This window comes from Rhodobacteraceae bacterium M382, assembly GCA_025141015.1.
Classification (GTDB): Bacteria; Pseudomonadota; Alphaproteobacteria; order Rhodobacterales; family Rhodobacteraceae; genus Aliisedimentitalea; species Aliisedimentitalea scapharcae.
Map to the genome: position 1 here is coordinate 2,009,526 of CP081098.1, position 21,277 is coordinate 2,030,802.

The window sequence follows — 21,277 nt, forward strand, 5'->3', positions numbered from 1 at the left end:
GCAGAGGCCCCGGAAGGTGGGCGTTTGCTTTGCATCACGAACATCCGGTTTCAGGTGTTGCTTTAGTTGCGAACGGTCTGTTTCCGGTTCTCGAACAATCATCAGCGATAACTCTCATCAACAGAAGGCCGGGTGGCGCGATTGGCGCGGCGGCGGGCAGATAGGAGCATCAGACATGGTATTCGATTTCTTGCGTCGTGGCAGCGAAAAGCAGGTGCCAGAGGCAAAGGCAAGTGCAACAGGTCCGGTGGTGGCATGGCATGGGACAGGGCGTGTGGCCTGGAGCCCGCGGGATGCGGTGTCGCTGACCCGGACGGGGTTTTCGGGAAATCCGGTGGGGTTTCGGTCGGTCAAGCTGATTGCCGAGGCCGCGGCCGCGCTTCCGTTGGTTTTGCAGGATCAGACGCAGCGGTTTGATACCCACCCGGTGTTGTCGCTGGTGAAACGTCCGAATGCGGCGCAGGGGCGGGCCGAGTTGCTGGAGTGTCTGTATGGGCAGTTGTTGCTGTCCGGCAATGCCTATGTTGAGGCGGTGGCCGGGGAGGCGGGGCTTCCGTTGGAACTGCATGTTCTGCGATCTGATCGCATGAGCGTGGTTCCGGGGGCGGATGGGTGGCCGGTGGCATATGAATATGCGGTGGGGGCGAAGAAACACCGTTTTGATGCCACCGGCCTGGTCTCTCCGATTTGCCATATCAAGAGCTTTCATCCGCAGGATGACCATTATGGGTTTTCGCCGATGCAGGCGGCGGCCATGGCGCTGGATGTGCATAATGCGGCGTCGCGCTGGTCCAAGGCCTTGCTGGACAATGCGGCCCGACCATCGGGCGCGTTGGTTTGGAACGGCGGCGACGGCCAAGGGTTTATGGGCGACGATCAGTTTCGCCGACTGAGCGATGAGATCGAGGCCAATTACCAAGGCGCGCGCAATGCCGGGCGGCCGATGGTGCTGGAAGGTGGATTGGATTGGAAGCCGATGGGCTTTTCCCCCAGCGATATGGAATTTCAGAAGACCAAGGAAGCGGCAGCGCGCGAGATCGCGTTGGCCTTTGGGGTGCCGCCGATGCTGTTGGGGATTCAGGGGGATGCGACCTATGCCAATTATCAGGAGGCCAATCGGGCGTTTTATCGTCTGACGGTGCTGCCGTTGGCGACACGGGTGGCGGCCGCTTTGTCCGAGTGGGTGTCCGGGTTTACCGGAGAGCCGGTGGAATTGAAGCCTGATCTGGATCAGGTGTCGGCGTTGTCTGCCGAGCGAGATGCGCAATGGGCGCGCGTGGCGCAGGCGGATTTCCTGAGCCAGGCAGAAAAGCGGGCGCTGCTTGGGTTGCCGCCTTTGGGTGAGGCACATGCGGATGGCTGATGGACAGGGGTATCCGCCGTTCGAATGCGCTCCCGGGCTTAGATTGGCGGCTCATGAACGGGTCAGCCAGATCCATCATGACAATATCAACCGTCGGCTGGATCGGATCGAAGAGCTGATGGAGCGGCTGGAAAAGCGTCTGTGGCTGACGGTTTATGGCGTGGTCGCGGCAATTCTGGCGCAGGCATTCCAGTCAATTCTGGTCGCGGCGCAATGAAATCAAAGGGGTGTGAGGAGTTTCTCATGGAGTACGATACAGGCCTGGAGCATAAATTTGCGCGGTTCGGCGACGGGATTCAGGTGGACGATAATGCGGTGATCCAGGGCTATGCCAGCGTGTTTGGTGAAGCTGATCAAGGCGGCGATATTGTCCAAAAGGGTGCCTATGCTGCGTCGATCAAGGCGCTGGAATCCAAAGGCGCGCGGGTCAAGATGTTGTGGCAGCATGACCCCGCCCAACCCATTGGGGTCTGGGACGAGGTGCGCGAGGATACACGCGGGTTGTGGGTCAAGGGACGGCTGCTGGAAAGCACGCAAAAAGGGCGTGAGGCGGCTGCGTTGATCGGGGCCGGCGCGATCGACGGGTTGTCGATTGGTTATCGGACAACAAAAGCCAGCAAGACCGACAAGGGCCAGCGGCTTTTGAGTGAACTGGAACTTTGGGAAGTGTCTCTTGTGACGTTTCCGATGCTTCCCAGTGCGCGGGTGGCGGCAAAGGGAGCTCATGCAGAGTTCGATGACGCCTGGCGCAGCATAGCCGCGGTGTTGAACGATGCCCGGCAGGAACTGGCGCGACGGTAAGCGCCCAAACCCACCCAGAACAGGAAAATGCTGATGAGCAAGACCGACCAACCGGCCTTGGCCGGAGAAGGTGCGCCCCTGGTTCAGGAGGTGAAGCAGGCGATGACCGGCTTCGTTCATGAATTCAAGGGCTTCCAAGATGAAATTGAATTGAAACTTCAACAGCAAGAAGAGCGACTGACCATGCTGGATCGTAAATCTCAAATCGCGGCACGTCCGCATCTGGCCACTTCTATTGACGATGGTGCTCCGCATCAGAAGGCGTTTGATGCGTATCTGCGCTCAGGTGACGACGACGGTCTGCGTGGCCTGGAAATCGAAGGCAAATCCATGTCGTCGACCGTCAATAGCGACGGCGGATATCTGGTGGATGCCCAGACATCGGAAGTTGTGAAATCGGTGCTGTATTCGTCGGCGTCGATCCGTTCGATCGCATCGGTGGTGAACGTCGAGGCGACATCATATGACGTGCTGATTGATCATACTGATGTGGGCGCAGGATGGGCCACCGAAACGGGGGCTACCGCAGAGACGGGAACGCCGTCGATTGATCGGATTTCCATTCCTCTGCACGAACTGTCGGCCCTGCCCAAAGCGTCACAGCGCCTGTTGGATGACAGTGCATTCGATATCGAAGGTTGGTTGGCGGGTCGCATTGCAGAGAAATTTGCCCGTGCCGAGGCGGCGGCATTCATCACTGGGGATGGGACTGACAAGCCGCGCGGCTTTTTGGACCACCCAGCGGTGGATGATGCGGTTTGGACCTGGGGCAATCTGGGGTATGTGCCGACCGGTATTGCCGGCGATGTGGATGGCGATGCCATTGTTGAGCTGGTTTATGCGCTTGGTGCGCAATACCGGGCCAATGGCAGCTTTGTCATGAATTCCAAGACCGCCGGACATATCCGCAAACTGAAGGATGCCGATGGTCGTTTCCTGTGGTCTGACGGGCTTGCGGCAGGCGAACCGGCGCGTCTGATGGGCTATCCAGTGCTGATTGCCGAAGACATGCCCGATGCTGCCACCGACAGCTATTCGATCGCATTTGGTGATTTTGCGGCTGGTTACACGGTGGCAGAGCGCCCTGATCTGCGCGTGCTGCGCGATCCGTTCAGCGCCAAGCCACACGTGTTGTTCTATGCAACCAAACGCGTGGGCGGTGATGTCAGCGACTTTGCAGCCATCAAGCTTCTGAAATTCGGCACCGTCTAAAGGCGCCGGATCGTGGGGCCCTGCGACGGGTCCTGCGGTGTGGGCAGGCACCGGATGAAACCTCTGCGTTGTCTAGCTGCTCCCCTCCGTCCGAGCGACGCAGGGCGCGGTGGCTGCCCGCTCAATCTTTGACAGTTAAGCGGCCCGGAGGGGTCCGAGCTTGCGGAGTGAATGGATGATGTTGACCGAAGAAACCACCGTGCCGGACATTGCGTTGCCGGTGGACCAGTTCAAGGCGCATTTGCGGCTGGGAACCGGGTTTGGTGAAGACACGCTTCAGAATGGTGTCCTGAATGGCTTCTTGCGGGCCGCCATCGTGGCGATTGAAGCACGGATCGGCAAGGTTCTGATTTCGAGGGCGTTCACCTGGAAAATTCATGCCTGGCGCGACCGGGCGGGTGAGATCCTGCCAGTCGCACCGGTATCGGTGGTGAACGCTGTGGTGATGACCGACGGCGGCGGGACCGAGACAGTGCTGGATGCGGCACTATACCGGCTGGCAGAAGATAGCCAGTCGCCAAGAATTCGGCCCACGGGCACGCTTTTGCCTGCAATTTCGCCCGGCGGAACTGTGCGGATCGACGTCATCGCAGGCATGGCAGAGGATTGGGGCGGCCTGCCGGCCGATCTGGGTCAGGCCGTGCTGCTGCTGGCGGCGCATTATTATGAATACCGCAATGAGACCGCGCTGAGCGATGGGTGCATGCCCTTTGGCGTCACGAGCCTGATTCAGCGGTATCGGACCATGCGGATTTCTGTCGGACGGGGTTTGGCGGGAGTGATGCAATGAAACCACCGCATCTGAACCGCAAGTTGGTCCTGGAGGGCGCTGTGCGCACCGCCGACGGTGCTGGGGGTTTCGTTCAAAGCTGGCAAGCCCTGGGCACTCATTGGGCCGCTGTGGAGCCGCGTACGGGGCGAGAGCGGGCCCGGGGAGAGTATGCGGTGTCGTCCATGAGTTATCGGGTGATTGTGCGCGCGGCTCCGATGGGGTCGATAGCCCGACCCAGCCCGGATCAGCGGTTTCGCGAAGGCAATCGTGTCTTTGTCATCCGGGCCATCGCGGAACGCGACCCCGGGGGGCGGTATCTAATTTGTTTCACGGATGAAGAGGTGGCGGCATGAGTTACGGCGTTGCAGCAGCGCTGCAGGAAGCTGTGTATCAGCATTTGTTGGCCGATGCGGGAGTAAGCGCGTTGGTTGGGACGGCGATCTATGATGCGCTTCCCGCGGGCACATTGCCCGAAACCTATGTGACCCTGGGCCCTGAGGATGCGCGGGATCGCTCGGATGGAACCGGAGCGGGGGCCGAGCATCGGTTCACGGTCACGGTGACCACCACTGCGGCGGGCTTTGCCGGTGCCAAGGATTTGGCTGCGGCCATTTGCGATGCGTTGATTGACGCGGACCTGATTTTAAGCCGGGGGAGCCTGGTGGGGCTGTGGTTCGACCGGGCAGTGGCTGCACGTGTTGGAACCGGCGGCACGCTTCGCACGATCACGCAGCGCTTTCGCGCCCGCGTGGAAGACAACTGAACTTTTTCAATTTTCGCTTAACAATCGGAGAAACGATATGGCTGCTCAAAACGGCAAGGACCTGTTGGTCAAAGTGGATATGACCGGTGGGGGTCTTTTTGAAACCATTGCGGGGCTGCGTGCAACGCGGGTGAGCTTTAACGCGGAGAGCGTGGATGTCACCAGTCTGGAAAGCCAGGGCGGTTGGCGTGAGCTGCTGTCCGGTGCTGGCGTGAAATCGGCGGCGATTTCCGGTTCCGGTGTCTTCAAGGATGCAGGCACAGACGAACGAGCGCGTCAGCTGTTCTTTGATGGGGAAACGCCTGCGTTTCAGGTGATCATCCCGGATTTTGGCATTGTCGAAGGCGCATTTCAGGTGACGGCTCTGGAATATGCCGGCAGCCACAATGGCGAAGCCACCTATGAATTGTCGATGGCCAGCGCCGGGGCGCTGAGCTTTACCGCGGTGTAAGCCATGACCAATCCGTGGAGGGGAGAGGTGGCTTTGACCATCGATGGGCAGCAGCGGGTTTTGAAACTGACTCTCGGGGCGTTGGCCGAGCTGGAACAGGAATTGGCGACCGGATCCCTGGTCGAGCTGGTTCAGCGGTTCGAGGGTGGAGGTTTCTCATCGGGTGATGTGCTGGCCCTGATCCGCGCTGGATTGCGCGGAAGCGGGGTCGATCAAGCGGTGGATTTGATGCAGGCGGACATCGCCGGGGGGCCGTTGGCAGCGGCCCGGGCAGCAGCAGAGCTGTTGGCGCGGGCTTTCATGCTGCCGGAAGGGCCATGAGCCGGTTTGACTGGCCCGCGTTGATGCGGGCCGGGATCCAGTTCCTGCGGCTGACGCCGGAACAGTTCTGGGCGCTGACCCCAGCCGAACTGAAGCTGATGCTGGGTCAGGCGGCCGGAAAGGCACCGATGGGACGGGATGGATTGAACGCGCTGTTGGCCGCCTATCCCGACAGGGGACCAGCCGGTCCCGAACAAGGAGATGACGATGAGTGATCAGGAAGCAATGGGCGATCTGGAGGACCAGGGAGCGGCGTTGTCGGATACGCTGGCTGATGCGACTGCGATGGCGGCGGGGTTCAATGGTGAATTGCAACGCATTCGCGAAGCCTTTGCGACAACCAGCCGTGACGCCTTGGCCTTGGAACATGGGTTGTCCCGTGGATTGAGGCGGGCGTTGGATGGCGTCGTCTTTGATGGGATGAAATTGTCAGATGCGCTCGAAACTGTGGCGCGGTCGATGATCAACGCCACCTACTCGGCAGCGGTGCGACCCGTCACGGACCATTTGGGCGGGTTGTTGGCCAATGGGGTCACCAGCGTCGTGCAGGGCGTGTTGCCGTTTGCTGACGGTGGGTCCTTTTCCCAGGGGCGGGTGATGCCGTTTGCAAATGGGGGGGTGGTGAGCGGTCCTGTGACCTTTCCGATGCGCGGAGGCATGGGGTTGATGGGCGAGGCTGGACCCGAGGCAATCATGCCACTGACACGGGGGGCTGACGGAAGGCTGGGCGTACGGGCGCAGGGTGGCGGTGCCGTGAACGTAGTTATGAATATCTCGACGCCCGATGTTCAGGGGTTCAACCGCAGCCAGGGGCAGATTGCAGCACAGATGAGCCGGGCCTTGGGTCGGGCCAATCGTAATCGGTGAAGGAGCACGCCATGAATTTTCACGATGTCAGATTTCCGGCTTCTCTGAGCTTTGGCTCGGTCGGGGGACCGGAGCGGCGCACGGACGTCGTCACGTTGGCCAATGGATTCGAGGAGCGTAACACGCCCTGGGCGCATTCACGTCGCCGCTATGATGCGGGCGTGGGAATGCGATCGCTGGATGATGTCGAAACGCTGATCTCTTTTTTCGAGGCGCGTCAGGGGCAGCTTTTTGGATTTCGCTGGAAAGACTGGGCGGATTTCAAATCTGGCCGCGCGTCTGGCGACATTGCTTATGACGATCAGGTGATTGGGATGGGGGACGGTACGACAACCGTGTTCCAGTTGACCAAAACCTATCGGTCGGGTGTGTTCACCTATACCCGCCCGATTGTCAAACCTGCGGTCGGGACGGTTCGGGTTGGGATCGAGCAGGACGAATTGCGTGACGGGGTCGAATATGAGGTCGATGCAACATCTGGTTTGATCACCTTCGACCAACCGCCACAAGAGACCATGGTCATTACGGCGGGGTTCGAATTTGACGTTCCAGTGCGCTTTGATACCGACCGTATCCAAACCAGTGTTGCCAGCTTTCAAGCCGGTGACGTTCCCAATGTGCCAGTTGTGGAGGTGCGGGTCTGATGGCTGGTATGGATGCAACGTTTCAGGCGCATGTCGAGACCGGGCTGACCACATTGTGCCGGTGCTGGGCAATCACGCGCGCAGATGGCATGACCTATGGGTTCACGGATCATGATTGCCGCCTGGAGTTTGAAGGGATCGACTTCAAGGCTGATACGGGATTGTCCGCGTTGTCCTTGCAGCAGAGCACCGGGCTTTCGGTTGATAACACCGAGGCAATCGGCGCACTGAGCGATGCGGCGATCCGCGAAGAGGACATCGAAGCAGGTCGGTTTGACGGGGCCGAGGTCCGGGCCTGGTTGGTCAATTGGGCAGATGTGACGGTGCGGTGGCTACAGTTTCGGGGCACCATTGGTGAATTGCGGCGAGGTAGCGGAGCCTTTCATGCCGAGCTGCGCGGTCTGACCGAGGCATTGAACCGCCCTATGGGCCGGGTCTTTCAGAAACCGTGTACGGCGGTTCTGGGGGATGGGAGTTGTCGCTTTGACATGGAAACCCCCGGCTATGCGGCCGAATTGACTGTGGGGAGTGTGGACGACGCGCAGAACTTTCAGTGGGACGCGTTGAATGGGTTTGAGCCGGGTTGGTTTGGCAAGGGGCGGCTGGTTGTCACCACGGGAGCTGCGGCGGGGCTGTGGGGGATGATCAAGTCCGACACATTCCAAGGGAGCCAGCGCGTTATCGAACTATGGGAACCCATTCGTGCCAAGGTTTCCGCCGGGGATCAAATCCGGCTGGAAGCCGGGTGTGACAAGCGGATGGAGACCTGTCGGCTGAAATTCAACAATTTGCTCAATTTTCAGGGCTTTCCGGATATTCCGGGTGAAGACTGGATGTTGGCCGTTCCCAAGCAAGCGGGAACCAACTCGGGGGGGAGCCTGAGGTGAACACCGATCCACAGAAAATTGCGCAGGTTGCGCGCAGCTGGATTGGGACCCCCTATCGACATCAGGCGGCTACCCGTGGTGCGGGCAGTGATTGTCTGGGGTTGGTGCGCGGGGTGTGGCGAGAGGTGGTGGGCCAGGAACCCACGGCGGTGCCCGCCTATAGCATGGACTGGTCGGAACCTCAGGGTGACGAGCGTCTGTGGCGGGCAGCGAGACGCTATCTGAAAACCAAGCCGCTGCAACATGAAGCGGTGGGAGACGTGATCCTGTTTCGGATGCGCAGTTCGGCGGTGGCCAAGCATCTGGGGATTGTCGTCGAGGTCGGACAACATGCCCGGTTTGTTCATGCCTATGCGGGGCATGGCGTAGTTGAAAGCCCACTGAGCGGCCCCTGGCGCCGCCGAATTGTCGGGCGGTTCGAATATCCAATGGAGATGCGGTAATGACAACGATTGTTCTTTCTGCTGCGGGCGCAGCCATAGGTGGCGCGGCTGGCGGCGCTGTTGCGGGGTTGTCGTCGGTTGCGGTTGGCCGCGCTGCTGGTGCGATTTTGGGGCGGGTCATTGACCAGCGTTTGTTGGGGGCGGGTGCAGAGTCGGTTGCCACCGGCAAGGTTGAACGATTTCGGCTGACTCACGCGGCCGAAGGGGCTCCGATTTCACAGGTATTCGGGCGGATGCGTGTTGGCGGTCAGGTCATATGGGCAACGGACTTTCAGGAATCTTCGACCACCACCGGTGGCGGAAAGGGTGCACCCAGCACACCCAGAACCACAACGTACAGCTATACGGTGTCGCTGGCGATCGCGGTCTGCGAAGGCGAAGTGACCAGCATTGGCCGGGTGTGGGCAGACGGTGAAGAAGTTGCGCGTGACGATCTGAACATGCGTGTCTATCTGGGGGCCGAGGACCAGTTGCCCGACCCGACCATGGAAGCCGTAGAAGGAGTCGGGCAGGTGCCGGCCTATCGCGGCACCGCCTATGTTGTGATGGAGGATTTGTCGCTCGAGGCTTTTGGCAATCGAGTGCCGCAATTTTCGTTTGAAGTGGTACGCGCGGAGCAACCAGCGGCTCAGGATTTTGACACAGATCTGGGCCAGATTATCCGAGGTGTGGCTCTTATGCCGGGGACGGGCGAATATACGCTGGCCAGCGAGCCTGTCTTTTATTCTGATGGACCCGCCAGCAAATGGGGCGCGAATACCAATTCTCCGTCGGGCAAGACCGACTTGGAAACCTCATTGCAACATCTGGACGAAGAGCTTCCGGCCAGCGATGCAGCATCTTTGGTTGTGTCCTGGTTTGGAAATGATCTGCGCTGCGGAGCATGTCAGGTTGTTCCGAAAATGGAAAAGCGGAGCGTCGAGGGGATCAATATGCCCTGGCGTGTTGGCGGGCTGACCCGGGCCACGGCTGATGAAATGCGTGTTGAGAATGGGCGTCCCATTTATGGGGGCACACCGTCGGATGATGCGGTTGTTCAGGCTATTCGTCATATGGCGGATGCGGGGCGACGTGTCATGTTCTATCCGTTTATCCTGATGGATCAGCCTGTTGACAACGGGTTGGCAGACCCATGGACCGGCAATGATCATCAGCCGCATTTGCCCTGGCGTGGGCGGATCACCTTGTCCACAGCCCCAGGGCAGGATGGCACGCCGGATCAGACGACGGGAGCGGATGCCGAAGTGGCGGCCTTCTTTGGCGCAGCGACGGCTGCCGATTTCGTGATCGGTGATGGCGTTGTCTCCTATACAGGACCAGACGAATGGGGGATGCGCCGTTTCATTCTTCACAACGCGGCGCTGTGTGCGGCTGCGGGTGGGGTTGACTCCTTTTGCATCGGTTCGGAAATGCGCGGTTTGACGCAGATCCGCGGTGCCTCCGGGTTTCCCGCAGTACAGGCGCTGATCGCGCTGGCAGCTGAGGTGCGCGCCATACTGGGGCCGGACACTAAGATCGGCTATGCAGCAGATTGGTCGGAGTATTTTGGCTATCAGCCCGCGAAGGAACCGGGAGATCGGTATTTCCATCTGGATCCATTATGGGCCGATGCAAATATCGATTTTGTCGGGATCGATAATTACATGCCTGTGTCCGATTGGCGGGATGCACCTGACCATATCGACAAAGCCGCGGGCTGGAACAGCATTTATGACCTGGGTTACCTGCGCAGCAATGTCGAAGGCGGGGAGGGATATGATTGGTATTATCATTCACCCGAAGCCGAGGCGGCGCAGATTCGGACGCCGATTGCAGATCTGGCGCATGGAGAGGACTGGATCTGGCGCTACAAGGATATGCGCGGGTGGTGGAGCAATCCGCATTACGAACGGATTGGAGGCCTGCGTCAGGCAGTACCGACTGATTGGGTCCCCCAGTCCAAGCCGATCTGGTTTACCGAACTGGGCTGTGCATCGGTTGATAAAGGGACCAATCAACCCAATAAGTTCCTGGATCCGAAGTCTTCTGAATCCAGTTTGCCCAAGTTTTCGACCGGGCATAGGGATGATTTGATTCAGCGGCAGTATCTGAAGGCAGTTCTCGGATACTGGGGGGAAGAAACAAACAATCCCGTGTCCGAAGTTTACGCCGAGCCAATGATCGACATGCAGAATGCGTTCGTCTGGGCGTGGGACGTACGTCCCTTTCCGGTGTTTCCGAACAATCGTTACCTGTGGAGCGATGGCACCAACTATGCGCGTGGGCATTGGTTGAACGGCAAAGTGGGTGCGCGCACGCTGGCGTCGGTCGTAAAAGAGATCTGTGTCCGGTCGGGCGTGTCCAACATCGACACCTCAGGATTGTATGGCGTGGTGCGTGGATATGTCATCGACCAGGTTTCAGATGCACGTGCGGCCTTGCAGCCTCTGATGCTGCGGTACGGTTTTGACGCGATTGAACGCGATGGCGTATTGCGGTTCGTGATGCGGGATGGGTTGGACGCGGCTGTGATTGACCTGTCTCAGCTAGCCGAAACGGATGAAACCGATGCGGTCGTCGACCACGCCCGTGAAGCCGATGCCGAATTGGTCGGGCGCGTGCGTTTGCAATTCCTTCAGTCGGGTGCAGATCATGAGGTCCTTGCCGAAGAAGTGGTTCTGCCCGAGCACGCGACTCATGCGGTCAGTTCCAGCGAACTGCCCCTGTCAATGACCCGGGCCGAAGCGCGCCATGTGGTTGAACGCTGGCTGGCCGAATCTCGTGTGTCTCGCGACACTGTGCGATTTGCCTTGCCGCCGTCGCGAATTGCGCTGGGCGCTGGAGACGTCGTCAAACTGCCCGTAGGGGAAGGCAAGGATGCGCTGTTCCGGATCGACCGGGTCGAGCAGTCAGGGTTGCAGTTGATCGAAGCCGTTCGGATCGAACCAGAGGTGTATACCCCCTCTGAACAACCCGAAGACCTGCCGTCCGCCAAGGCCTTTGTTGCGCCTACACCGGTCTTGCCGTTTTTCATGGATTTGCCATTGATGACCGGCGACGAAGTGCCCCATGCCCCCCACGTTGCAGTAACTGCAACGCCTTGGCCGGGTACCGTGGCTCTTTACGGCTCGGGAAGCGATGACAACTATGTTCTGGATGAAATCATTGCAGCCCGGTCGATTATCGGGGCAACGGAAAGCCCGTTGGCGTGGGCGCGGTCCGGTGTCTGGGACGAAGGGGTGGCGGTTCAGGTCAAGCTGTTCAATGGCGCATTGGAAAGCCGGGACAAGGCTGCGGTTCTGAACGGTGCCAACCTGGCAGCAATTGGCGATGGGACCAGCGGAAATTGGGAGCTGTTCCAATTCCGCACAGCAGATCTGATCGCACCTGACACCTATCTGCTGTCCGGGCGTCTGCGGGGGCAATTGGGGAGTGACGGTCTGATGCCGGATGCCTGGCCGCAAGGGTCGTCATTCGTCCTGTTGGATCGCACCCAGGTGCAGATTGACCTGACCAGCGCACAACGGCGAATTTCTCGTCACTATCGCATTGGCCCGGCGCGGCGCCCCTATAGCGATCCGTCCTATGTGCATCTGACCGAGGCGTTTGACGGGAATGGCCTGAGACCCTATGCGCCGAGCCACCTTCGTGCTGTGAGCCAACCGTCCGGTGATCTGGTGCTCAGCTGGGTCCGTCGCACACGAATTGACGGAGACGCCTGGGACAATGCCGAGGTGCCCCTGGGGGAAGAGAGCGAGCATTATCGGGTGCGTGTGCTGGAAGGCAATTCGGTTCTGAGAGAGGTTGAAGTAACAACGCCTGCCTGGATCTATACGGCTGCACAACAGGCGGCCGACGGGGCGAGCGCAGCGATAGACATTGAGGTCGCTCAGGTTTCCGTACGTTATGGGCCCGGCTTGCCGCGACGCATCACGGTCGGAGCCAGTTGATGCGACCGGTTTTGCACGGTGATGTTTCGTCGGCTGCACGGGTATTGTTACGTGTTCCCCGGACCGCCCGTGCGGCAGTGTGCAACAAGATGATTGATGAAGCTGAGGCGGCGGACAGTCATGTCCGTCGCTTTGGCACGTTGCACCCGTTGTTCGGGAATGGCTCCTTGATGTCATCGGCGCGCAAACGTATCCTTGCGGACGAGCCAGGATTTGACGATCTGGACTATTGTGCCTGTTTCGAATTGGTACTGAGGTGCCTGACCAGCTTCCATCTCAGCCGGAGGCGCAGCTGATACATCTGGTGGCGATCAGGTTCAGCTCGAGGCGCGCGGTCGGAATGTCATCGCCACAATCCTCGCAATAGCCATAGTCATCCTCTAGCAAGCGAGCCAGCGCCTGATGCAGCAGATGTTCTTCCTGATCGCGCCTGGTGCGCTGGGCGTTGGCCATGGCCTGGTTCTGCAATGCATCCATGCGGCTCAGCCGTCCAACGGATTGTTGATCCAGCGTGACAATGGCCTGACCCTCTTTACCCAACGCGTTTTCGTCCTGCAATTCCTGCAATCGCGCATGGATCAGGGCCTGAAATTCGTTGATTTCTAAGGGCGTCATAGAGAAAAAAGATCCTTCGACGGATTGCGTTTGGTCATTTCTGGTTTAGATGCGTATTCTAGGCAGAGAAAGGATACGATGCCATGTTTGAACCGCGCAAGACCATTGCCTCGGTTGATCCTGTCTGGGACCGGATCACCAGAGAAGCTCAGGAGGCCGTCCAGAAGCAGCCACTGATGGGGGGATTGATCCACGCCTGTATCCTGCATCACAGCAATATCGAGAAGGCTTTGTCCTATCGGATTTCCGCGAAACTCTGTTCGAATGAAATGTCGATGACGATGTTGCGGGAGATCGTTGACGGGGCCTATGCGGCAGATCCGACAATTGTTGACGCAGCCCGCGCTGATCTGATGGCGGTACACGACCGAGATCCGGCCTGCCATCGTTTGTTGCAACCGATCCTGTATTTCAAAGGCTACCAAGCCATGCAGGCCTATCGGGTGTCGCATTGGCTGTGGCATCAGGGACAGGAAGACCTGGCGTTTTTCTTTCAGATGCGCGCGTCCGAGATCTTCGGGATCGACATTCACCCCGGCGCACGGATCGGCAAAGGTATCATGATCGACCATGCCCATTCGATCGTCATTGGGGAAACTGCTGTTGTCGGCGACAATGTATCAATGCTGCATTCGGTAACATTGGGCGGGACCGGCAAGGAAGAAGAGGATCGCCATCCCAAGATCGAAGATGGCGTTCTGATCGGAGCCGGGGCCAAGATCCTGGGCAACATTCGCGTCGGCCATTGCAGCCGCATCGCCGCCGGTTCCGTGGTGCTGTCCGAAGTGCCGCCCTGCACAACGGTCGCTGGTATTCCTGCGAAAATCGTTGGAGAGGCCGGATGCGATCAACCGTCGATCTCGATGGATCACATGCTGGGCAAGAACCAGTAAGAAAACGTAATGAACAAACAAAAAAGCCCCGCCTCGAGTTGATCGAGGCGGGGCTTTTTTTGCGTACGGATCCGCAATCAGGCGAGCATGACCAATGGATTTTCCAGATTGTCCACGATCGCTTTGAGCAATTCGGCCCCCAACGCGCCATCAATCACACGGTGATCCACCGACATTGTCACCGACATCACGGTCGCAACCGTCAGCTCACCGTCATCACCAACGACAGGTTTCTTGACACCGGTGCCCACCGCCAGAATGCCGGCGTGTGGAGGATTTACGATGGCGTCGAAATTGTCGATGCCGAACATGCCCAGATTAGAAATCGCAAATGTGCCGCCCTGATATTCATGGGGCGCAAGCTTGCGCTCCCGCGCGCGGGAAGCCAGATCTTTCATCTCGCCCGACAAGGCCGACAGCGATTTGACGTCGGCGTCTTGCAGTACCGGGGTGAACAACCCGCCTTCGATGGCGACGGCGACGGCCACATCTGATGACTTCAACTGGAGCACCCGATCTCCGGCCCAGACCGCATTACAGGCGGGAACCTGTTGCAGGGCATTGGCAACGGCCTTGATGATGAAATCATTCACCGACAGTTTGACGCCACGCCCTTCGAGTTTTTTGTTCAGCTGCCCACGGAATGCCAGCAAGGCGTCCAACTTGATATCGCGGCGCAGATAGAAATGCGGGATGGTTTGTTTGGCCTCGGACAGACGCGCTGCAATGGTTTTGCGCATACCATCCAGAGTGATTTCCTCGTATTCGCGTCCTTCGTACATACGCGCCACCATATCGGCGCTGGGGCCGGTCGGTGCAGGCGCAGCTGCCACCGCAGTTGCTGCGCCAGATGCCGAAGCCGCAGCTGGACCCGTTGCGGCGGGTTGCACGGCGACTGTTGCGCTTTCAACATCAGCCTTGACGATCCGCCCGCGGGGCCCCGAGCCTGTGACCTGGGCCAGGTCCAACCCTTTGTCTGCTGCAATCCGGCGGGCCAGAGGCGATGCAAAGATGCGATTGCCGTCCGCCGCCACAGGGGCTGCCGGCGCAGGGGCAGGGCCCCCAGTGGGTGCAGGCGCGGCTTTGGAGGCGGTGTCGGCTGCGGGGGCAGCGGACGGCGCAGCAGCTGATGTCGTCGTGATGTCGGCAGCGGATTCACCATCTTCCAGCAACACCGCGATCGCAGTGTTGACCTTGACGGCTTCGGTGCCTTCGGGGATCAGGATCTTGCCGATGACACCCTCGTCAACGGCTTCGAACTCCATGGTCGCCTTGTCGGTTTCTATTTCGGCCAGCAGGTCGCCGGATGAGACGGTATCGCCTTCCTTCACCAGCCATTTTGCCAGCGTGCCTTCCTCCATCGTCGGGGAAAGGGCAGGCATTAGGATTTCGGTGGGCATGTCAGCGCTCCTCAATCAGAGTAATTTGATCATATGGCGCCTTGGGGCGCCGGGGGCCGCGGACCAGAGTGGTGATCGCAGCTACGATGTGTTTCTTGTTCTCGGCCATCCAGACATAAGCCGTCTGGTGAGAGGGCCGCGCGCCGACAAGCTGCAGGTCGTGTGAGAGGCGTTCGGGCACAAGTGCCCGGACCGTTCGGCCCTCTACCTCAACTTCGACCACATAGCATTCTGTGGCGGGATCGCGGCCCCTGACGTTCATGTCTGCCCTTACCGATAGGTGACTTGTTTGACGGCGGCGATCACTTCGTCGGTGGTGATCAGCGCGTGCCGTTCAAGATTGGCGGCATAGGGCATTGGAACATCCTTGCCGGTGCAGTTGATCACCGGAGCGTCCAGATAATCAAACGCCTCCTGCATCACCACCGAGGAGATATAGCTGCCTACAGACCCCTGTGGCCAACCTTCTTCGACGGTGACCAGACGGTTGGTTTTCATGACCGAGGCAATGATGCTGTCCGTGTCCATCGGGCGCAGGGTGCGCAGGTCGATCACTTCGGCGGAAATCCCGTCTTCGGCAAGCTTTTCAGCAGCTTCCAAAGCATATTGCATCCCGATTCCAAAAGAGACGATGGTTACATCGCTCCCTTCGCGCCAGATCCGGGCCTTGCCGAAGGGAACTGTGAAATCATCCATCTTGGGCACATCGAACGAGCGGCCATAGAGGATTTCGTTTTCCAGGAAGATCACCGGGTTGTCATCCCGGATTGCCGTCTTCAGCAGACCTTTGGCGTCAGAGGCCGAATAGGGCATGGCGACTTTCAGGCCGGGGATCTGCATATACCAGGCGGCATAGTCCTGGGAATGCTGCGCGCCGACGCGGGCGGCGGCACCATTGGGCCCACGGAACACCATGGGTGCGCCCATCTGACCACCGGACATATAAAGCGTCTTGGCCGCAGAGTTGATGATATGGTCGATTGCCTGCATGGCAAAATTGAAGGTCATGAACTCGACGATGGGGCGCAGGCCAGCCATGGCGGACCCGGTTGCAATGCCTGCAAACCCATGTTCGGTGATCGGCGTGTCGATCACCCGTTTCGAGCCGAATTCCTCGAGCAAGCCCTGAGAAATCTTATAAGCCCCCTGATATTCGGCGACTTCCTCGCCCATCAGATAGACGTCGCCATCGCCGCGCATCTCTTCGGCCATCGCATCGCGCAGGGCTTCGCGGACCGTGGTGGGGACCAGTTCCGTGCCTTCGGGCCAATCCGGTGTCAGATCCGGTTGCGGTGCAGCAGGAGCTGCCACCGCGGCGGCGGCAGGCGTCTCGGTGCCCCCTGCGGGGGCCGCCTCGTTGCCTGCGGCTTCTGCCGGGGCAGAAGCGGGCAGGGCGGAGGCGTCTTCGCCTTCTTCGACCAGGATCGCGATGGGGGTGTTGACGCGAACGGCCTCTGTCCCTTCGGCAATCAGGATCTTGCCGACGATTCCTTCGTCAACGGCCTCGAACTCCATCGTGGCCTTGTCGGTTTCAATCTCGGCCAAAATATCGCCGGAGTTCACGGTATCGCCTTCCTTGACCAGCCATTTGGCCAGGGTGCCTTCCTCCATGGTCGGCGACAGGGCGGGCATTAGAATTTCGGTTGCCATGTCTTATCTCTTCCCTCTCAGGCGTAAATGTCTGTCCACAGCTCTTCGAGAGCCGGTTCCGGGCTGCTGCGGGAGAAATCCGCAGCTTTGTTGACGATGTCCTTGATCTCTCTATCGATCGCTTTGAGGTCATCTTCGGTGGCGTGCTTGTTCTCGATCAGCATTTCGCGAACCTGTTCGATCGGGTCGCGTTCTTCGCGCATGCGCTGCACTTCTTCGCGGGTCCGGTATTTGGCTGGATCCGACATGGAATGACCACGGTAGCGGTAGGTCTTCACTTCGAGAATATAAGGTCCCTTGCCAGACCGGCAGTGGGCCACCGCGCGCTCACCGGCTTCCTTGACGGACAGCACGTTCATGCCATCGACAGCCTCGCCGGGAATGCCAAAGGCCTGTCCCCGTGTGTAGATGTCCGGGGTCGACGTCGAGCGCGCCTGAGCGGTGCCCATGGCGTATTGGTTGTTCTCGATCACAAAGACCACCGGCAGTTGCCACAGGGCGGCCATATTAAAGGTCTCATAGACCTGACCCTGGTTCGCGGCACCATCTCCGAAATAGGTAAAGGTGACGCGGCCATTTTCCTTGTATTTGTCGGCAAAGGCCAGACCGGCTCCCAATGGAACCTGCGCGCCCACGATGCCGTGGCCACCATAGAAATGTTTCTCTTTCGAGAACATGTGCATGGACCCGCCCTTACCTTTGGACAGGCCCCCTTCACGTCCGGTAAGCTCGGCCATGACACCACCTGGATCCATGCCGCAGGCCAGCATATGCCCGTGATCGCGATACGAAGTAATGCGTTTGTCGCCGTCTTCGGCGGCGGCCTCAAGGCCGACAACAACCGCTTCCTGACCGATATACAGGTGACAGAAGCCGCCGATCAGACCCATGCCATAGAGCTGACCGGCCTTTTCTTCGAATCGGCGGATCAAAAGCATTTCACGGTAATATTGTTTCAGCTCATCGCCGGAAGCATTTGTTTTCTTTACTGTCTTTCTGGCTGCCATCGTGGTGGGCTCCCCCTTTTGGCGTAATAGTTTAGTGTTAAACTATTTAATAAGCCATTTCAGGCGATCTGGCGAGTGATAATATGACGCGGGTGTAGCGGGTGTAGCGGGACTGTAGCGGGACAGGGATTCCTTCAATTTTGGACAGAGATATCTTCAACATTTGATTTTGGGGTTGAAGTCCTCTGCCGCTCACCGATTTGAAGGCCGTTTGAACCCCCGTTTAAAGACCAGAAATATCGCGCACAGCCGTCGTGATCATTTCGGCACCTAGAGGGGCCAACGACCTCTTCCAAAGAGACAGCGCGCTTTCACCGGGTAAGATCTGGACCGGTCGACGTAACCTTGTGCCGCCGACGATGACAGCGGGGCCTGCGTCAATGTTGTCGGTCATCCAATACACTGTGCCGCCGGTGATGCGGGTGCCGTCTGCCAAAGCGTCTCTGATCGCGCGCCGCCCCTTGTAGTTGGGCAGGAGCGAGGGGTGATACCCGATGGCACCGCATTTTGCCCATTCGATAAACCAGGCCGGAACAATGCGAAAAGAATGGGCGGACACAATTAGATCCGGTTGCCAAGGAAAGTCCGCCGCCAACAACGGCAAGTCGTTTGGCTTCAGGGCCATCGGCAAACCGAGCGCGCGCGCGGTATCTTGGGGCTTTTGATCGGTCGCCTCTGCAATCAGTGCAACGTCGCAGCCGAGTGCGTTAAGACGGCAAAGCGTTTCTGCGCCCAACCAGGAGCCGCCAATCACAGCGACACGGAAGGCTGATTTATTCGACATAACGAAATCCTTGAATTGCGCGCATGTGCCCGCCGATGCGGCCTCTTACGGTCGTTGATTTAGAAGGTTTGCCCCAGAGCTCAGCTGAGGTCTGATGCCAGTCAGCGCGCGCCCGGAGCGCCGCGCAGAGGCCGGGGTGTGAGGTGTGAAAGAGGGTCGGCATTGGGCGCTGATACCTGTTATCGCCGCGCCGCCATAACGCCGCGATCTCATTTAGAAAGCGCAGGCCCAGCCCGGCCCCTTGCCATTCCGGCATAATGACAAGACGGGAGGCGCGCGCTTCTTTCACCCCGGGGCGGGGCGAAAAGCAAACATGCGCGACGGGCTCTCCGTCAACAAAGCCGACGTAATAATCCGCCGCGATCATGCGCGGCAGTTTCAGGTAGTGATGCGGCTCAAACAGGGGCCAGTAGGAACCGTCGGTCTTGTAAATGTCCATTTTGATTTGCGGTGGCTGTCGAAGACGCCTCCATTTGAACTCGGCGGCGCTCGTATCGATGACCCAATCAGGCTGGAGCCAGTTCACCACGTCGTCATGACAAGTTACGCCGACGAATTGACCGCCCGTCTTGCGCCAGGCTTTGGCAAATGCCGCCGCTCCGATGCGCGCGACTTGGCGGTCAATGGTTGATGTGAACTCATCGACGACGGCCAAATCGGGGTGCTCGCACAGGATCCGTGCGAGGTCGGCCCGGAATTTCTCGCCGGTTGAAAGGTGACGATACGGGCGCAGCCAACTGGGCACACTGCCCAGGCCCACCGCCGAGAGAGCCGCCGTCACTGGATCCATGAGAGAATGCGGCGCGATGGCGTCAATGATGGCTTGGTCTTTCGGCCATTTTGCCGGGGCAAGGGGAGCGGCCCCGAACAAAAGGCGGGCGAGGGAGGATTTGCCCGATCCGGACGGCCCGACAATAAGGCCTATCCCCCAGGGCCTTTCGTTCAGATCAGCCGTCAGACTGAGGCGGAAATCCGCGTTGCCTTCCACGTTGAACATGCTGGAGACACGCGCGGCCCGGTAGGTGCAGGGCAAGGGGACTTTGTGATGAATGTCGAGTTTCATGTGGTGACCACCTTGCAGCGGTGGCCGTCTTGGATGAGCCGGTCAAACAGGGCTTTCTGTTTGGGCTCATCCTCGACCAGGACAATCACCCCGAACTGGGGTTTGTAGCGGGTGCCCTTTGGAATGCCGGGCGCGTCACTTGGTAAAGGTGGTAGTGGTATCTCGGTGGACTTGGGCATCTGAGCCTAATTCTCCATCGCGATCCTGTCGCTGTGGTGAAGGGCTCTTGGGGGGCCTCAGTTCGGTGAGTGTGCCGCAACGCGGACATTTGATTTCGAGAGCGCCGCATAGGGCGTTTTCTTCCATTTTAAGTAGCAGGCGGCGGCACCGCCCGCAACGTTGTTCATGTTTCATTAACTAGAATCACTCGAGGTTATCCGCAGGAAGCGGCCTTGAGTACACGGAGGTCGGCGGGGACAGTTTGCACGACACGCCCCGTGCCCGGCTTGCCGGGCCTTCCACTCCTTAGATCAGATCAGCGCGCCAGCTTCAGCACGGCGGCCAGGTGAGTTTTGAACTGATCAGCGGACAGCAGGGCAGCGCGTTTGTATTGGCGCAGGTCGAGGCCGTCCTGTTCATCGGGCAGCTTTTCGATGTCCCTTTTGAGGGCTTCAAGTTCTTCGACTTGCAGGAATGTGGTCTTGGACATTTCAGGTCTCCGTTCAGGTTGGGTTCTGGGGTGTGAGGGCGGTTGTAAAGGCGGCCGAGATGTCGAAGCCGTCAGGATTGGTGGTTGCGTCGATCTGGGCGCTGACCGCGCGTTCGGCGGCAAAGCTGGCCTGGACGTGGGCGGTGACGGCGGCTGTGATGCCCAGCAGGTCGGTCTCGCCCAGATCGGCCCAGTGGCCATTGGCCATCTTCCACGGCACCGGGACACTCAGAACACCGGCCTTGAGGCTGTTCACAGCCTCGGTCAGGGCGGCGCGGGTGTGGTCATCGGTGCGAATGAAGGTGCCATCGGGCAGGCTCAGCCCGCCGGTCTGATGGGTCCAGCGGATCTCGGCCAGGGTGGATTTGAGCGCGACGCGCCTGTCTGCGCGCACGTCAGCGGCGGATTTGAGGGTCATCTTCATGCTGGTGTCTCCTGGGCGATGCGGCGGATCGGGTCGGGAATGGGGCCGTTTGTGGCGGTCACGACGACCGGCCCGGCGGGCTGGATCGGATCGGCGCTGCGGGCGTCAAAGCCAAAACGGAGGGTGGCCTGGATCTCGCCACCCTGGCGGGTGACGGGGCCGACAAAGGGGATGTCTTCGCCCGCATCGGCTTCGAACAGCACTTCGCCGCCGTCTTCCAGATCGCTCAGATCCAGCGCAACGCCGTCAATGGTGAGGATGTCGCCCGCCACCGAGATTTCGGTTTCGGGTGCGCCGGGCAGGACGGCGTAGGCAATGAGGGTCAGTTTCATGGGGGGC

Annotated in this window: 28 protein-coding genes; 17 read left to right on the plus strand and 11 right to left on the minus strand. The window is 59.5% G+C overall.

Going from position 1 to position 21,277, the window contains the following annotated elements; genetic code table 11:
- Positions 1 to 175 precede the first annotated feature (175 nt).
- The 16 genes from K3727_09280 to K3727_09355 all read left to right on the plus strand — a co-directional run bounded on the left by K3727_09280 (position 176) and on the right by K3727_09355 (position 12,749).
- Entirely contained in the window at positions 176 to 1,363 is a 1,188-nt protein-coding gene (locus K3727_09280) for a phage portal protein (GenBank protein ID UWQ92947.1), read from the plus strand.
- Positions 1,356 to 1,580: a hypothetical protein gene (locus K3727_09285; protein UWQ92948.1), complete on the plus strand. Its 225-nt coding sequence runs from the start codon at positions 1,356 to 1,358 to the stop codon at positions 1,578 to 1,580. The genes K3727_09280 and K3727_09285 overlap by 8 nt, the downstream gene beginning before the upstream one ends.
- 26 nt (positions 1,581 to 1,606) lie before the next feature.
- Positions 1,607 to 2,164 (plus strand): HK97 family phage prohead protease, encoded by a 558-nt coding sequence (locus tag K3727_09290; GenBank protein ID UWQ92949.1) that lies wholly within the window; start codon positions 1,607 to 1,609, stop codon positions 2,162 to 2,164.
- A gap of 33 nt (positions 2,165 to 2,197) precedes the next feature.
- A complete protein-coding gene (locus K3727_09295; protein ID UWQ92950.1) occupies positions 2,198 to 3,376 on the plus strand; it encodes a phage major capsid protein in 1,179 nt (392 codons plus the stop codon).
- 175 nt (positions 3,377 to 3,551) lie between these two features.
- Positions 3,552 to 4,166 (plus strand): head-tail connector protein, encoded by a 615-nt coding sequence (locus K3727_09300; protein ID UWQ92951.1) that lies wholly within the window; start codon positions 3,552 to 3,554, stop codon positions 4,164 to 4,166.
- Positions 4,163 to 4,501 carry a head-tail adaptor protein gene (locus tag K3727_09305; GenBank protein UWQ92952.1) on the plus strand — a complete coding sequence of 113 codons (339 nt, stop codon included), beginning with the start codon at positions 4,163 to 4,165 and terminating at the stop codon, positions 4,499 to 4,501. Before K3727_09300 ends, K3727_09305 begins: the two co-directional genes overlap by 4 nt.
- Positions 4,498 to 4,911 (plus strand): DUF3168 domain-containing protein, encoded by a 414-nt coding sequence (locus tag K3727_09310; protein ID UWQ92953.1) that lies wholly within the window; start codon positions 4,498 to 4,500, stop codon positions 4,909 to 4,911. Before K3727_09305 ends, K3727_09310 begins: the two co-directional genes overlap by 4 nt.
- Before the next feature lie 37 nt (positions 4,912 to 4,948).
- Complete coding sequence (locus K3727_09315; protein UWQ92954.1) at positions 4,949 to 5,362, plus strand: phage major tail protein, TP901-1 family; 414 nt, start codon at positions 4,949 to 4,951, stop codon at positions 5,360 to 5,362.
- 3 nt (positions 5,363 to 5,365) lie between these two features.
- Complete coding sequence (locus K3727_09320) at positions 5,366 to 5,683, plus strand: gene transfer agent family protein (protein UWQ92955.1); 318 nt, start codon at positions 5,366 to 5,368, stop codon at positions 5,681 to 5,683.
- Positions 5,680 to 5,898 carry a phage tail assembly chaperone gene (locus K3727_09325; protein UWQ92956.1) on the plus strand — a complete coding sequence of 73 codons (219 nt, stop codon included), beginning with the start codon at positions 5,680 to 5,682 and terminating at the stop codon, positions 5,896 to 5,898. Before K3727_09320 ends, K3727_09325 begins: the two co-directional genes overlap by 4 nt.
- The gene (locus K3727_09330) at positions 5,891 to 6,550 is read left to right on the plus strand and encodes a phage tail tape measure protein (protein ID UWQ92957.1); all 660 of its coding nucleotides are present in this window, start codon (positions 5,891 to 5,893) and stop codon (positions 6,548 to 6,550) included. Before K3727_09325 ends, K3727_09330 begins: the two co-directional genes overlap by 8 nt.
- An 11-nt stretch (positions 6,551 to 6,561) precedes the next feature.
- Positions 6,562 to 7,194 carry a DUF2460 domain-containing protein gene (locus K3727_09335; protein ID UWQ92958.1) on the plus strand — a complete coding sequence of 211 codons (633 nt, stop codon included), beginning with the start codon at positions 6,562 to 6,564 and terminating at the stop codon, positions 7,192 to 7,194.
- Positions 7,194 to 8,081, plus strand: coding sequence for a DUF2163 domain-containing protein (locus K3727_09340; GenBank protein UWQ92959.1), 888 nt, complete (start codon positions 7,194 to 7,196; stop codon positions 8,079 to 8,081). Before K3727_09335 ends, K3727_09340 begins: the two co-directional genes overlap by 1 nt.
- A complete protein-coding gene (locus K3727_09345) occupies positions 8,078 to 8,524 on the plus strand; it encodes a C40 family peptidase (GenBank protein UWQ92960.1) in 447 nt (148 codons plus the stop codon). Before K3727_09340 ends, K3727_09345 begins: the two co-directional genes overlap by 4 nt.
- A complete protein-coding gene (locus tag K3727_09350) occupies positions 8,524 to 12,453 on the plus strand; it encodes a glycoside hydrolase/phage tail family protein (protein ID UWQ92961.1) in 3,930 nt (1,309 codons plus the stop codon). Before K3727_09345 ends, K3727_09350 begins: the two co-directional genes overlap by 1 nt.
- Positions 12,453 to 12,749 (plus strand): hypothetical protein, encoded by a 297-nt coding sequence (locus K3727_09355; GenBank protein UWQ92962.1) that lies wholly within the window; start codon positions 12,453 to 12,455, stop codon positions 12,747 to 12,749. The genes K3727_09350 and K3727_09355 overlap by 1 nt, the downstream gene beginning before the upstream one ends.
- Here K3727_09355 and K3727_09360 read toward each other — a convergent pair.
- Entirely contained in the window at positions 12,730 to 13,068 is a 339-nt protein-coding gene (locus K3727_09360; protein ID UWQ92963.1) for a TraR/DksA C4-type zinc finger protein, read from the minus strand. The two genes, K3727_09355 and K3727_09360, sit on opposite strands and share 20 nt — an antisense overlap.
- Positions 13,069 to 13,151: 83 nt before the next feature.
- On the opposite strand from K3727_09360, the gene cysE reads away from it, so the two are divergent.
- Entirely contained in the window at positions 13,152 to 13,961 is an 810-nt protein-coding gene (cysE, locus tag K3727_09365) for a serine O-acetyltransferase (protein UWQ92964.1), read from the plus strand.
- A gap of 77 nt (positions 13,962 to 14,038) precedes the next feature.
- On the opposite strand, the gene K3727_09370 is transcribed toward cysE, so the two are convergent.
- From K3727_09370 to K3727_09415, 10 genes are all read right to left on the minus strand, one after another.
- Positions 14,039 to 15,361, minus strand: a complete 1,323-nt coding sequence (locus K3727_09370; protein UWQ92965.1) for a pyruvate dehydrogenase complex dihydrolipoamide acetyltransferase — start codon at positions 15,359 to 15,361, stop codon at positions 14,039 to 14,041.
- 270 nt (positions 15,362 to 15,631) lie between these two features.
- Positions 15,632 to 17,011, minus strand: coding sequence for a pyruvate dehydrogenase complex E1 component subunit beta (locus K3727_09375; GenBank protein UWQ92966.1), 1,380 nt, complete (start codon positions 17,009 to 17,011; stop codon positions 15,632 to 15,634).
- A 17-nt stretch (positions 17,012 to 17,028) separates the two neighbouring features.
- Positions 17,029 to 18,018 carry a pyruvate dehydrogenase (acetyl-transferring) E1 component subunit alpha gene (gene pdhA / locus K3727_09380; GenBank protein UWQ92967.1) on the minus strand — a complete coding sequence of 330 codons (990 nt, stop codon included), beginning with the start codon at positions 18,016 to 18,018 and terminating at the stop codon, positions 17,029 to 17,031.
- Positions 18,019 to 18,241: 223 nt separating this feature from the next.
- Positions 18,242 to 18,802: a hypothetical protein gene (locus K3727_09385; GenBank protein UWQ92968.1), complete on the minus strand. Its 561-nt coding sequence runs from the start codon at positions 18,800 to 18,802 to the stop codon at positions 18,242 to 18,244.
- Positions 18,792 to 19,865, minus strand: a complete 1,074-nt coding sequence (locus tag K3727_09390; protein UWQ92969.1) for an ABC transporter ATP-binding protein — start codon at positions 19,863 to 19,865, stop codon at positions 18,792 to 18,794. The genes K3727_09385 and K3727_09390 overlap by 11 nt, the downstream gene beginning before the upstream one ends.
- Positions 19,862 to 20,044, minus strand: coding sequence for a hypothetical protein (locus K3727_09395; protein ID UWQ92970.1), 183 nt, complete (start codon positions 20,042 to 20,044; stop codon positions 19,862 to 19,864). Before K3727_09395 ends, K3727_09390 begins: the two co-directional genes overlap by 4 nt.
- The gene (locus K3727_09400) at positions 20,001 to 20,219 is read right to left on the minus strand and encodes a Com family DNA-binding transcriptional regulator (protein UWQ92971.1); all 219 of its coding nucleotides are present in this window, start codon (positions 20,217 to 20,219) and stop codon (positions 20,001 to 20,003) included. Before K3727_09400 ends, K3727_09395 begins: the two co-directional genes overlap by 44 nt.
- 121 nt (positions 20,220 to 20,340) lie before the next feature.
- Positions 20,341 to 20,514 carry a hypothetical protein gene (locus tag K3727_09405; protein ID UWQ92972.1) on the minus strand — a complete coding sequence of 58 codons (174 nt, stop codon included), beginning with the start codon at positions 20,512 to 20,514 and terminating at the stop codon, positions 20,341 to 20,343.
- 13 nt (positions 20,515 to 20,527) lie between these two features.
- Entirely contained in the window at positions 20,528 to 20,938 is a 411-nt protein-coding gene (locus K3727_09410; protein ID UWQ92973.1) for a DUF4376 domain-containing protein, read from the minus strand.
- Positions 20,935 to 21,270 (minus strand): hypothetical protein, encoded by a 336-nt coding sequence (locus tag K3727_09415; GenBank protein UWQ92974.1) that lies wholly within the window; start codon positions 21,268 to 21,270, stop codon positions 20,935 to 20,937. The genes K3727_09410 and K3727_09415 overlap by 4 nt, the downstream gene beginning before the upstream one ends.
- Positions 21,271 to 21,277 lie beyond the last annotated feature (7 nt).

Excerpts from the sequence above, each read along its gene's own strand:
- K3727_09395 (UWQ92970.1), bottom strand. The coding sequence starts at position 20,044 with ATGCCCAAGTCCACCGAGATACCACTACCACCTTTACCAAGTGACGCG.
- K3727_09325 (UWQ92956.1), top strand. The coding sequence starts at position 5,680 with ATGAGCCGGTTTGACTGGCCCGCGTTGATGCGGGCCGGGATCCAGTTC.
- K3727_09335 (UWQ92958.1), top strand. The coding sequence starts at position 6,562 with ATGAATTTTCACGATGTCAGATTTCCGGCTTCTCTGAGCTTTGGCTCG.
- K3727_09415 (UWQ92974.1), bottom strand. The coding sequence starts at position 21,270 with ATGAAACTGACCCTCATTGCCTACGCCGTCCTGCCCGGCGCACCCGAA.
- K3727_09315 (UWQ92954.1), top strand. The coding sequence starts at position 4,949 with ATGGCTGCTCAAAACGGCAAGGACCTGTTGGTCAAAGTGGATATGACC.
- K3727_09370 (UWQ92965.1), bottom strand. The coding sequence starts at position 15,361 with ATGCCCACCGAAATCCTAATGCCTGCCCTTTCCCCGACGATGGAGGAA.
- K3727_09295 (UWQ92950.1), top strand. The coding sequence starts at position 2,198 with ATGAGCAAGACCGACCAACCGGCCTTGGCCGGAGAAGGTGCGCCCCTG.
- K3727_09300 (UWQ92951.1), top strand. The coding sequence starts at position 3,552 with ATGATGTTGACCGAAGAAACCACCGTGCCGGACATTGCGTTGCCGGTG.
- K3727_09330 (UWQ92957.1), top strand. The coding sequence starts at position 5,891 with ATGAGTGATCAGGAAGCAATGGGCGATCTGGAGGACCAGGGAGCGGCG.
- K3727_09350 (UWQ92961.1), top strand. The coding sequence starts at position 8,524 with ATGACAACGATTGTTCTTTCTGCTGCGGGCGCAGCCATAGGTGGCGCG.
- K3727_09355 (UWQ92962.1), top strand. The coding sequence starts at position 12,453 with ATGCGACCGGTTTTGCACGGTGATGTTTCGTCGGCTGCACGGGTATTG.
- K3727_09385 (UWQ92968.1), bottom strand. The coding sequence starts at position 18,802 with ATGTCGAATAAATCAGCCTTCCGTGTCGCTGTGATTGGCGGCTCCTGG.
- K3727_09410 (UWQ92973.1), bottom strand. The coding sequence starts at position 20,938 with ATGAAGATGACCCTCAAATCCGCCGCTGACGTGCGCGCAGACAGGCGC.
- cysE (UWQ92964.1), top strand. The coding sequence starts at position 13,152 with ATGTTTGAACCGCGCAAGACCATTGCCTCGGTTGATCCTGTCTGGGAC.
- K3727_09290 (UWQ92949.1), top strand. The coding sequence starts at position 1,607 with ATGGAGTACGATACAGGCCTGGAGCATAAATTTGCGCGGTTCGGCGAC.
- K3727_09390 (UWQ92969.1), bottom strand. The coding sequence starts at position 19,865 with ATGAAACTCGACATTCATCACAAAGTCCCCTTGCCCTGCACCTACCGG.
- K3727_09375 (UWQ92966.1), bottom strand. The coding sequence starts at position 17,011 with ATGGCAACCGAAATTCTAATGCCCGCCCTGTCGCCGACCATGGAGGAA.
- K3727_09340 (UWQ92959.1), top strand. The coding sequence starts at position 7,194 with ATGGCTGGTATGGATGCAACGTTTCAGGCGCATGTCGAGACCGGGCTG.
- K3727_09305 (UWQ92952.1), top strand. The coding sequence starts at position 4,163 with ATGAAACCACCGCATCTGAACCGCAAGTTGGTCCTGGAGGGCGCTGTG.
- K3727_09320 (UWQ92955.1), top strand. The coding sequence starts at position 5,366 with ATGACCAATCCGTGGAGGGGAGAGGTGGCTTTGACCATCGATGGGCAG.
- K3727_09360 (UWQ92963.1), bottom strand. The coding sequence starts at position 13,068 with ATGACGCCCTTAGAAATCAACGAATTTCAGGCCCTGATCCATGCGCGA.
- K3727_09280 (UWQ92947.1), top strand. The coding sequence starts at position 176 with ATGGTATTCGATTTCTTGCGTCGTGGCAGCGAAAAGCAGGTGCCAGAG.
- K3727_09400 (UWQ92971.1), bottom strand. The coding sequence starts at position 20,219 with ATGAAACATGAACAACGTTGCGGGCGGTGCCGCCGCCTGCTACTTAAA.
- K3727_09285 (UWQ92948.1), top strand. The coding sequence starts at position 1,356 with ATGGCTGATGGACAGGGGTATCCGCCGTTCGAATGCGCTCCCGGGCTT.
- K3727_09310 (UWQ92953.1), top strand. The coding sequence starts at position 4,498 with ATGAGTTACGGCGTTGCAGCAGCGCTGCAGGAAGCTGTGTATCAGCAT.
- pdhA (UWQ92967.1), bottom strand. The coding sequence starts at position 18,018 with ATGGCAGCCAGAAAGACAGTAAAGAAAACAAATGCTTCCGGCGATGAG.
- K3727_09405 (UWQ92972.1), bottom strand. The coding sequence starts at position 20,514 with ATGTCCAAGACCACATTCCTGCAAGTCGAAGAACTTGAAGCCCTCAAA.